Source organism: Verrucosispora sp. SN26_14.1 (genome assembly GCF_004307965.1).
Lineage (GTDB): Bacteria > Actinomycetota > Actinomycetes > Mycobacteriales > Micromonosporaceae > Micromonospora.
Genome location: NZ_SISL01000196.1, coordinates 1 through 10,680 on the forward strand (window position 1 = coordinate 1; position 10,680 = coordinate 10,680).

Here is a 10,680-nt window from a genome sequence, read left to right on the forward strand (position 1 = left end):
AGGCCCGCCCGCTCGGCGGCCGGGACCAGGTCGGCGGCGGCCCGCAGCACGCGTACGCCCTCGGCCAGGTCGTTGGCCAGCTCGGTCGGCCCCTGGCCCGCGGCGATCTTCTTGGTCACCGCGTTGTGCCAGGTCAGGTACGGGTCGCTGAACGCCTCGACGGTGAACATCCACTCGCCGACGGCGTCCGGGACGATCGTGGCGTGCCACCGGTCCCGGCCCGGCTCACCCGGTCTCATCCGGGTGAACGGTCGCGCCAGCCCGTCCGGGCCCAGCCAGACCACGTTGCAGCCGAGCGCGTCGTGCCCCTCGCGGTAGGCGACTGCCGACACCGGCAGCACCTCGCCGACGACCGCTCGGGCCGGGTAGCGACCGCAGGAGACGACGGGGGAGACGTCTTCGATCGGGAACCGTCCGCTCACCGCCTCAACCTACTGTGCGAGATCGGCTCGCGCTCGTTCGACCGCCGTACCGTGCCCCACTTGCCCCGCCGCCACCCTGCCGTGCACGGGTGGGGCGGCGGATGCGGGGTGAGCTGTGTTAGCAGGGGACCCCTGCTATGCACGAGGCGTTAGTAGGGTGCCCTTCCTTACACCGACAGCGAGCTGTACAGGTCCAGCGTCTGGCGGGCGATCGCGTCCCACGAGAAGTGCTCCACCGCGCGCCGTCGGCCGGCCCGCCCGAGTGCGGCGGCCTGCTCCGGGGCGGCGAGCAAGGTGTTCAGCCGGTCCGCAAGGTCGGCCTCGAAGCGGGCCGGGTCCAGCGGGCGGCCCGATCCGTCGGTGGCCTGCTCGATCGGGACCAGCAGGCCGGTCTCGCCGTCGGCGACCACCTCGGGGATGCCGCCGGTGGCGGTGGCGACGACGGCGGTCTCGCAGGCCATCGCCTCCAGGTTGACGATGCCCATCGGCTCGTACACGGACGGGCAGACGAAGATGGTGGCGTGGGTGAGCACCTGGATCACCTCGGACTTGGGCAGCATCTCGGCCACCCAGACCACCCCGGAGCGGCCGGACCGCAGCTCGGCGACCAGGCCCTCCACCTCGGCGGCGATCTCCGGAGTGTCCGGCGCGCCGGCCAGCAGCACGAGCTGCGTCTCCGGCGGCAGTTCGCGGGCGGCGCGCAGCAGGTGCGGCAGGCCCTTCTGGTGGGTGATCCGCCCGACGTAGACCACGCTGGGCAGCGCGGGGTCGATGCCGAGTCGCGCCAGCACGTCGGTGCCGGGGTCGGGGGCGTACTGCGCGGTGTCGATGCCGTTGTAGATCACCTTGACCCGGTCCGGGTCCACCGACGGGTACGCGGCCAGCACGTCCCTGCGCATGCCGGCGCTGACCGCCACGACCGCGTCGGCCGCCTCGTAGGCGGTGCGCTCGCACCAGGAGGAGAGCGCGTAGCCGCCGCCGAGCTGGTCGGCCTTCCACGGTCGCAGCGGCTCCAGGCTGTGCGCGGTCACCACGTGCGGCACCCCGTACAACAGCTTCGCGGTGTGTCCGGCCAGGTTGGCGTACCAGGTGTGGCTGTGCACCACGTCCGCGCCGGCACACCCGGCGGCCATCTCCAGGTCCACGCCCATGGTCCGCAGCGCGGCGTTCGTCCCGGCCAGGGCCGGCGGGTCCGCGTACGCCCGGACTCCCGGCTCGGTGCGCGGCGCGCCGAAGCAGTGCACCCGGACCTCGGCGATCCGGCGCAGTTCCCGGGCCAGGTACTCGACGTGGACCCCGGCGCCGCCGTACACCTCGGGCGGGTACTCGCGGGTGAGCAGGTCGACGCGAAGGTGGGCGGAGTCGGTCATGCCCGGCACCCTAGTGCAGAAGTGTGCCCGTACGAGTGGTGAAGCGGCACGGGGATGGATAGCGTCTGGTCATGGCTGCCAAGGTGCTCGCGATCGTCCTGGCCGGCGGAGAGGGCAAGCGCCTGATGCCGCTGACCACGGACCGGGCCAAGCCGGCCGTCCCGTTCGGCGGGATGTACCGCATGGTCGACTTCGTCCTCTCCAACCTGGCCAACGCCGGCTATCTGAAGATCGTCGTGCTGACCCAGTACAAGTCCCATTCCCTCGACCGGCACATCACCAAGACCTGGCGGATGTCGACGCTGCTCGGCAACTACGTGACGCCGGTGCCCGCGCAGCAGCGTCGGGGCCCCTGGTGGTTCGCCGGTTCCGCCGACGCGATCTATCAGAGCTTCAACCTGATCTACGACGAGCAGCCCGACTACGTGATCGTCTTCGGTGCCGACCACATCTACCGGATGGACCCCCGGCAGATGGTGGAGGACCACATCGCCTCCGGTGCCGGGGTGACGGTGGCCGGCATCCGGCAGCCGCTGCACACCGCCGACCAGTTCGGCGTCATCGAGGTCGGCGAGGACGGTCGGCGGATCCGGGCGTTCCGGGAGAAGCCCACCGACGCGATCGGGCTGCCGGACGCCCCCGACGAGATCTACGCCTCGATGGGCAACTACGTCTTCACCACCCGCACGCTGATCGAGGCGGTGGAGCGCGACGCCGAGGACAAGACCAGCAAGCACGACATGGGCGGCAGCATCATCCCGATGCTGGTGGAGCGCGGCGAGGCAAACGTCTACGACTTCCGCGACAACGAGGTGCCGGGCAGCACCGACCGGGACCGGGGCTACTGGCGCGACGTGGGGACGCTCGACTCCTTCTACGACGCCCACATGGACCTGATCAACGTCCACCCGGTGTTCAACCTCTACAACTTCGACTGGCCGATCTACACCGACCAGCCGCCGTACCCGCCGGCCAAGTTCGTGCACCAGTGGGGTGAGCGGGTCGGTCGCGCGGTCGCCTCGATGGTGTCGCCCGGCGCGGTGATCTCCGGCTCGCTGGTGGAGAACTCGATCGTCGCGCCGAAGGTCAAGGTGCACTCCTGGGCACACGTGGACGGCGCGGTGCTGATGGAGGGCGTCGAGGTCGGCCGGCACGCGGTGGTGCGCCGGGCCATCCTCGACAAGAACGTCTACGTGCCCGAGGGCGCGGAGATCGGCGTGGACCTGGAACGGGACCGGCAGCGGTACACCGTCTCGGACAACGGGATCGTGGTCATCGGCAAAGGACAGAAGGTGGAGCCGTGAGCGCGAGGAGTGAGCTTGCGAGCCCCGCAGTCGCGAACGAAAGGCAGGCACCGTGAGTCACCCGCGCGCCGGTCAGCCAGCACAACCCGCCGACCTGGTCGACGTACCGCGGCTGGTGACGGCCTACTACGCCGAGCATCCCGACCCGGCCGACCCGGCGCAGCAGGTCTCCTTCGGCACCTCGGGGCACCGTGGGTCGAGCCTGCGCAACGCGTTCAACTCCGACCACATCCTGGCGGTCACCCAGGCGCTCTGTGACTACCGGCGGGAGCAGGGCGTCGACGGGCCGCTGTTCCTGGGCCGGGACACCCACGCGCTCTCCACCCCGGCGACCGTGGACGCCCTGGAGGTGCTCGCCGCCAACGAGGTCACCGTGCTGCTGGACAGCCGGGACGGCTACACCCCGACCCCGGCGGTCTCGCACGCCATCCTGACCCACAACCGGGGTCGCACCAGCGGGCTCGCCGACGGCATCGTGATCACCCCGTCGCACAATCCGCCGGACGACGGCGGGTTCAAGTACAACCCGACCCACGGCGGTCCGGCGGACTCCGACGTCACCCGGTGGATCCAGGACCGCGCGAACGCGATCCTCGCCGCCGGGCTCAAGGAGGTGCGGCGCATCCCGTACGCGCGGGCCCGCGCCGTCGACACCACCGGCACGTACGACTACCTCGGCGCGTACGTGGACGACCTGCCGGCGGTGATCGACCTGGACGCGATCCGCGACGCCGGGGTGCGGATCGGTGCCGACCCGCTCGGCGGGGCGAGTGTCGACTACTGGGGCGAGATCGCCCAGCGGCACCGGTTGGAGTTGACCGTGGTCAACCCGACCGTGGACCCGACGTGGCGGTTCATGACGCTGGACGGCGACGGCAAGATCCGGATGGACTGCTCGTCGCCGAACGCGATGGCCTCGCTGATCGCGATGCGCGCCGACTACCAGGTGGCCACCGGCAACGACGCGGACGCCGACCGGCACGGCATCGTCACGCCGGACGCCGGACTGATGAACCCGAACCACTACCTGGCGGTGGCGATCGCCCACCTGTTCCGTACCCGGGAGCAGTGGGGTCCGGACGCCGCCGTCGGCAAGACGCTGGTCTCCTCCTCGATGATCGACCGGGTCGCCGCCGACCTCGGGCGTCCACTGCTGGAGGTGCCGGTCGGCTTCAAGTGGTTCGTGCCCGGGCTGCTCGACGGCGTGGTGGGCTTCGGTGGCGAGGAGAGCGCGGGCGCCTCGTTCCTGCGTCGCGACGGCGGTACGTGGACCACCGACAAGGACGGCCTCCTGCTCTGCCTGCTCGCCGCCGAGATCATCGCGACCACCGGCCGGACGCCCAGCGAGCACTGGGCCGAGTTGGCCGACCGGTTCGGTGCGCCCGCGTACGCCCGGATCGACGCGCCGGCCACCCGGGAGCAGAAAGCCGTGCTCGGCAAGCTCTCCCCGGAGCAGGTACGCGCCACCGAGCTGGCCGGTGAGCCGATCACCGCCACGCTCACCTCGGCACCCGGCAACGGTGCGCCGATCGGCGGGCTCAAGGTGACGACCGCCTCGGGTTGGTTCGCCGCCCGCCCGTCGGGCACCGAGGATGTCTACAAGATCTACGCCGAGTCGTTCCAGGGGCCCGAGCACCTGGCCCGCGTCCAGCAGGAGGCGCAGGAACTGGTCACCGAGGTGCTGTCCGGCGCCTGAGGGCCCCGCGGGTACGCCGCGTGCCGTCACCCGGTGTGGGTGACGGCACGGTGGTGGCGCGTCAGCGGGCCAGCGGGATGCCCGGCTGGCGCTCGCGGGCCGTACCCGGCAGGACGCCGCAGAGCGCGGCGAGTTGGTCGACGATCAGACCCGGGTCGCCGAACGGGTCGAGGGCACTGACCTCAAGTGGGTCGAGGGCCGGCACCGTCACGTGCGAGATCAGCGGGTGCAGCGGCCGGTGGTCGGTCTCGCCGTGGCCCAGCAGGTCCTCGTGCAGCTTCTCGCCGGGGCGCAGTCCGGTGTAGACGACCTGCACCGGGCTGGCCGCCTGGGCGACCATGCGGCGTGCCAGGTCGTCGATGCGGACCGGCTCGCCCATGTCGAGCACCAGCGCCTCTCCGTCGCGTCCGATGCTGGCCGCCTGGAGGACCAGGTGCACCGCCTCCTGCACGGTCATCAGGTACCGCGTCACGTCGGGGTGCGTGACGGTCAACGGCTGTCCCGCCTCGATCTGCCGCTGGAAGGCGGTCACCACGGAGCCTCGGCTGCTGAGCACGTTGCCGAACCGGACGCTGAGGAAGGTGCCCGGGTGGGTCGCCGCCGCGTGGGCGGTGAGCATCTCGGTGAGGCGCTTGGAGTAGCCGAGCACGCTGATCGGGTTGGCGGCCTTGTCGGTGGAGATGTTGACGAAGCGGGCGACGTCCCGGCAGGCGTCCAGGACGGTGAGCGTGCCCCAGACGTTGGTCTTGATCGCCTCGCCGGGGTGCCGTTCCAGCAGGGTCAGGTGCTTCAGCGCGGCGGCGTGGAAGACGATCTCGGGGCGGCGGTCCCGCATGATCCGCCGGATCCCCTCGTCGTCGCGGAGGTCGGCGAGGATGAGTTCGGGGCCGTCGAGCAACGCCCGTCCGGTGAGGGACATCTGGAGGCTGTGCAGCGCGGACTCGTCCCGGTCGAGCATCATCAGCTCGCCCGGGTTGGCACGCATGATCTGTCGGCAGAGTTCCGCGCCGATCGAGCCTCCGGCGCCGGTGACCAGTACCCGCCTGCCGGCCAGGCCGTTGTCGTCGAGCGTCAGGTCGCCGACCACCTGGCGGCGGCCGAGCAGGTCACTGATCTGCACGTCGCGGACGTCGCTGACCCTGATCCGGTGGTCCACCAGTTCCCGGACCGGCGGAATGATCTTGAAAGCGGCGCCGGTCCGGAGGGTGATCTCCCGGATCTCCCGGATCAGCGTGGCGTCGGCGTTCGCCACCGAGAAGATCAGCGTGGTCGCGCCGGTGCGGCGGACCGCGTCGGCGAGATGCTGCCGGCCGCCCAGCACCGGGACGCCGGCGATGCGCAGGTCACGCCGCTCCGGGTCGTCGTCCAACGCGCCGACCGGCAGGTAGCGTCCCTTCGGGTCGCCGAGCATGGCCCGGACCAGCCCCTGACCGGCCTCGCCGAGGCCGAAGAGGAGCACCGGCGTGGCCGAGCGGGCGTCCGGTCGCATCGCCCGGTCCCGGCGATGCCGGTGCAGCAGGCGGGAGCAGAGCATGAACAGCAGTGCCAGCGCGCCGCCGACAACCGGGATGCTGGCCGGAATCGGGCGGTCGCCGACGGCGAGCAGGGCGAGCAGTACCACTGCCGACGTGGTGGCGGTCGTGCCGGCGAGCCCGCGGACCTCCTCGATGGTGCCCAGCGGCTGCCGGCCGGAGTAGATCCGCCGTAGCGCGCTGATGCCGACGTGCAGCACGGCGGTGGCGGCACCGAGCAGCATCACGTCGGCGGCATGGTCGGCGGTGAGTACCTGTCCGTACCGGGCCCAGCCGGCCACCGTGAAGCCGCCGACCCAGGCGAGGGCGTCGGCGGCGAGGAAGACGGCGGTACGGCGTCGGTTCACTCTGGTCCGGTCCTGGGGCGTCGGCGTTATCTCGGGTGGCATGACGATCTCCCCTGTCCTGTCCGTGGCCGGTGGAGACCCACATCAGGTCAGGGGCCACGTACGTCCCCTAACTGCTTAGTCGAATTAAGGTCGTGCGATTCCCTGTTTCACGTTTATCTGTCCGGTCGTTCATTTCCGGAAGCGCGAAAAATTGTCGCGTGCGGGGAAACGGGAAACATTCTCCTGATGCGGAGGCGTCGAATTCACTCCGGAGGTGGTAGCCGGCGGTCGAGGCGGTGACGCAGTTCCTCGGGGAGTAGCTCCCGCAGTTGCTCGGGCAGCAGCGGCAGGTCCAGCAGGCTCAGCTTGAGCTGGCTGCGCTCCTGGAAGCGACCGGGGTCGAGGCGTACCACCAGGCCCGCGTCGTGCCGGTAGCGGATGTCGACCGCGCCGGAGGTCGACCTCTCGCGGATCAGCAGCCCGTCGACCTCCACCGCCACCGGCCCGGAGCCGGGCCGCAGCTCCAGCCGCACGTTCTCGTCGGGGGAGAGCACCACGGCACGGGAGATGCCGGACATCGGCGCGCTCGGGGTCACCACCACCGCCCGGGTGGCCGGGGAGATCAACGGCCCGCCCGCCGCATAGCTGTAGGCCGTCGACCCGGCCGGCGTGCTGACCACCACCGCGTCGCAGCGGTAGTAGCCGTAGCGGCGCCCGTCGACGGCCAGGGTGGCGGTGACGAAACCCTGGCCGGGCGCGCGGATCAGCGCGATGTCGTTGAACGCGACCACGTCGTCGCCGCACACGTCGCAGGCCAGGCAACTGTGCCCCGCCACGGTGTAGTCCCGGGTCAGCAGCCGGTCCAGTGCCGCCGGCACCTCCGGCGGCTCCACCTCGACCAGGAACCCGACCTTGCCCAGGTGCACGCCGAGCACCGGCTTGGGGTCGTTCACGGCCATCCGGAGCGCGCCCAGCATGGTGCCGTCCCCGCCGATGCTGATCAGCACGTCGGAGCGGGCGACGAGGTCCGCCGCCGGCATCGCCTGGACCGAGTCGGGGACCCGGTGCCGGTCCTCGACGCGTACGGCCAGGGTGGCGTCGTGCCGGACGGCCCAGGCCGCGATGGTGTCCACCACGGGCGAGGTGTCCCGGGTGGGATGGAGCACCAGCCCGAGCCGGATTCCGTCCATGTGCTCAGCTCACCACAGTCCGGTCGACCGCACCGGGCCTACCGGCCCACGTCCGTCAATTGCGTATGTCGAGTTCTGCCGAGCGCGATGTGACGACTATTCGCGAATTCGCCTCGCGGTGTCGCTTGTCTGGCATTCGTCGACCACGATGCTATTTTGGCTATTCCGTCTCGACCCCGAACGAATATCGCGGAGGCCGACGTATGAGTGGTGAGCCGGGCCAGGTTCGCGTTCGAGAGGCGACGTTTCCACCGCCCGGTCGGCAACCGGCGGGTCATGGTGCGAACGGACGCCGTCCCGTCGTGCCGCCGCGCCGACGGGTCGCCCTGGTGACGCACGGACTGCACCGCAACGGCGGGGTGGGCTCGGTGGTCGACTGGCTGTACGAGGGGTTGACCGCCTCCGGCCGGTACACCGTGGACGTGCACGACCTGGCGACGTCCGTCCGGGACACCGCCAGCCGGCGGTTGCTGGCACCCCGGTCCTGGCGGCGCGCCAGCCTGCTGCGTCGATGCGACACGGTGCCGCACGAGCGGTACTGGGGTGCCAACGCGGTCGAGGTGGAGGCCATGCGGTACCGGCCCCGGTCGGAGCTGACCGCCGCGTTGTCCAGATACGACTGCATCCAGGTCGTCTGCGGCACGCCCGCCTGGGCTGCTCCGGTGCTCGCCGCCGGTCCGCCGGTCGTGGTGCAGATGGCGACGCTCGTCGCGTGGGAACGGGCACACCGTCCACTGCGGCCCTGGCGTCCGGCGGACCTCTGGCGCGCGGCGATGACCCGGCTCACCTCCCGGATCGAGCGGTCGGCGCTCGGCGCGGCGGACGCGGTCCTGGTGGAGAACCAGGTGATCTTCGACTGGGTGGAGTCGCTCGGACTGCCGAACGTGCTGCTCGCGCCCCCCGGCGTGGACACCGCCCGGTTCACCCCGTCGCCGTCCGGCTGGCGTGCCGACGGATACCTGCTCTCGGTCTGCCGGCTCGGCGATCCCCGCAAGGGGCTCGACCGGATGGTCCGGGCCTATGCCGAGGCCCTACGACGTCGGCCGGACCTGCCACCGCTCGTCCTCGCCGGCAGGGGGCGCCTCACCCCGGGCGTCGCGGCGCTCGTCGCGGGGACCGGACTGGGTGATCGGGTCCAGGTACGGGCCGACGTCCCCGCCGACGAACTCGTGGCGTTGTACCAGGGCGCGTCCGTCTTCCTCCAGACCTCCTACGAGGAGGGCCTCGGCCTCTCCGCCGTGGAGGCGATGGCGTGTGGTCTGCCGACGGTGATCACGGCCACCCACGGCGCGCGCGAGTGCGTCGCCGACGGCCGGACCGGCTGGTTGGTGCCCCTCGAACCCGCTGACGAGGTGAGCGACGCCGTCGCGGCCCGGCTGCTGGACATCCTGGACACCTCCGGTCCGGCGATGGCGGAGTCCGCACGTCGTCGCTGCGAGCGACTCTTCTCCCGCCGGACCGCCCTGCGCCGGTTCACCGACACCTACGATCGCCTGCTGGCCGACCGGACGGCTGACCGGTGACCTGCTCGACGTCGTACCGCGTGGCCGAGGACCGACGCCCGACTCCGGCGACGGACCCGACGAGGCCCCTGCGCGGCCGTCGCCGCAAGCTGCCCCGGCTGAACTGGCTCCTGCAACTCTTCCCGGTGAGCACGATGGTGGTGGCCCCGTACGCCGTGCTCGTCGTCCCGATGGCGGTGCTCAACGGCAATCCGGACCTCGGCTTCATCGTCATGCTGCTGGCCCTGGCATTGCCGGGGTGCCTGCTCGTCGAACTGGCCTTCCTGCGGCGGGTGGGCCGGCGCGGCGAGTGGCAACGCGGCCTGAACCGGGCCAGTGCCGGTCACCCCCGCCTGTTCACGATCGCCCGGGCGGTGACGCTGGGCAGTGTCTCCGCCGACCTCGTCGGCGTCTGGGCCGGTCGTGGCACGATCTTCAGCCAACTCACCGGTGAGGTGGCTTCGTCCCCGGCGGCCATGCTCAGCTCCCTGTTCATGGGCTGGCGGTACCTCGCCTTCGCCCTGCTGGTCGCGAGCCTGCTCGCCGGACAGGCTGGTCGCCTGGCCTGCCTGCGCTGGGCGACCTGTCTCATCGGCACCCAGGTGGTGGTGGCGGTGACCACCGCGTTGACCGCTCCCCTGATGGGCTACCTGACCTTCGTGGTGGCGCTGGCGGCGCTCTGCGGGTTGCTGCACACCCGTTTCGTGGTGATCGCTGTCGTCGCGCTGTTCCTGATCTGGCCGACGATGTACGCCGCCCGCAACGAGATCCGGACCGACGGTGGCGTGGCGGTCGACGAGGAGGTCACCTCCGCCGACCGGCTCCGGTTCGACCTGCAGGTGACCCGCGCGAGCGAGTACGACGTGCCGGTCGACATCGAGCGTCCCGGCCCGTCCGAGATCGTGCGGTACGGACTGCTGCCTCGGGCACTCGACCCGGACCGGCCGGCCCTGTCGACCGGCGCGCGGATCAACGAGTATCTCGGTGGGACGTCGACGTCCGCGTACACCTTCCTCGCGCTCGGCACGATCTACTTCCTCGACGGTCCGTGGGGTGTGGTGGTGTTCTACACCGGTTGGGCGCTCGTCGGGGTCCTGCTGCTGCGGGCCGGTGGCCCACCCGGACCGATCCGTCTCGCGCTCTTCGGTTTCGTGGTGGCCAGTCCACTGATGTGGTCGAAGGTCTATCCGGAGTCGATGATCTCGTTCGTCCAGTTCTCCGTCGCCGCGCTGCCGGTGCTGCTGCTCCTGCGGCTGACCCGGGACCGGACGCCGACGTCGGCGCGAACGCCGCGTACCCGGCTCCCGACGTGACGACCCGCGCGGCGTCGCGGCC

The 10,680-nt window shown here is 71.3% G+C and carries 8 protein-coding genes; 4 read left to right on the plus strand and 4 right to left on the minus strand.

What is annotated here, in order from left to right:
- On the minus strand, window positions 1-422 hold a 422-nt coding region (locus EYA84_RS17915; protein ID WP_131054209.1), incomplete at its 3' end, for a maltotransferase domain-containing protein.
- A gap of 167 nt (window positions 423-589) precedes the next feature.
- Window positions 590-1,792 (minus strand): glycogen synthase, encoded by a 1,203-nt coding sequence (gene glgA / locus EYA84_RS17920; protein WP_131054210.1) that lies wholly within the window; start codon window positions 1,790-1,792, stop codon window positions 590-592.
- A 71-nt stretch (window positions 1,793-1,863) separates the two neighbouring features.
- On the opposite strand from glgA, the gene glgC reads away from it, so the two are divergent.
- The gene (glgC, locus tag EYA84_RS17925; RefSeq protein ID WP_131054211.1) at window positions 1,864-3,096 is read left to right on the plus strand and encodes a glucose-1-phosphate adenylyltransferase; all 1,233 of its coding nucleotides are present in this window, start codon (window positions 1,864-1,866) and stop codon (window positions 3,094-3,096) included.
- Window positions 3,097-3,148: 52 nt separating this feature from the next.
- Entirely contained in the window at window positions 3,149-4,792 is a 1,644-nt protein-coding gene (gene pgm / locus EYA84_RS17930) for a phosphoglucomutase (alpha-D-glucose-1,6-bisphosphate-dependent) (RefSeq protein ID WP_131054212.1), read from the plus strand.
- A gap of 61 nt (window positions 4,793-4,853) precedes the next feature.
- Here pgm and EYA84_RS17935 read toward each other — a convergent pair whose 3' ends face one another.
- Both EYA84_RS17935 and EYA84_RS17940 read right to left on the minus strand, forming a co-directional pair.
- Window positions 4,854-6,713 carry a polysaccharide biosynthesis protein gene (locus tag EYA84_RS17935; RefSeq protein ID WP_131054213.1) on the minus strand — a complete coding sequence of 620 codons (1,860 nt, stop codon included), beginning with the start codon at window positions 6,711-6,713 and terminating at the stop codon, window positions 4,854-4,856.
- A 203-nt stretch (window positions 6,714-6,916) separates the two neighbouring features.
- Complete coding sequence (locus EYA84_RS17940) at window positions 6,917-7,843, minus strand: NAD(+)/NADH kinase (RefSeq protein WP_131054214.1); 927 nt, start codon at window positions 7,841-7,843, stop codon at window positions 6,917-6,919.
- 329 nt (window positions 7,844-8,172) lie between these two features.
- Here EYA84_RS17940 and EYA84_RS17945 point away from each other — a divergent pair, with 329 nt between their 5' ends.
- Both EYA84_RS17945 and EYA84_RS17950 read left to right on the plus strand, forming a co-directional pair.
- Entirely contained in the window at window positions 8,173-9,366 is a 1,194-nt protein-coding gene (locus EYA84_RS17945; protein WP_161594995.1) for a glycosyltransferase family 4 protein, read from the plus strand.
- Between the two features lie 20 nt (window positions 9,367-9,386).
- Complete coding sequence (locus EYA84_RS17950) at window positions 9,387-10,658, plus strand: hypothetical protein (protein WP_131054216.1); 1,272 nt, start codon at window positions 9,387-9,389, stop codon at window positions 10,656-10,658.
- The last annotated feature ends 22 nt before the right edge of the window (window positions 10,659-10,680 follow it).

Bases quoted from the DNA above. Each gene is read 5' to 3' on its own strand.
- glgA (WP_131054210.1), bottom strand. From the start codon at position 1,792: ATGACCGACTCCGCCCACCTTCGCGTCGACCTGCTCACCCGCGAGTAC.
- glgC (WP_131054211.1), top strand. From the start codon at position 1,864: ATGGCTGCCAAGGTGCTCGCGATCGTCCTGGCCGGCGGAGAGGGCAAG.
- EYA84_RS17935 (WP_131054213.1), bottom strand. From the start codon at position 6,713: ATGCCACCCGAGATAACGCCGACGCCCCAGGACCGGACCAGAGTGAAC.
- EYA84_RS17940 (WP_131054214.1), bottom strand. From the start codon at position 7,843: ATGGACGGAATCCGGCTCGGGCTGGTGCTCCATCCCACCCGGGACACC.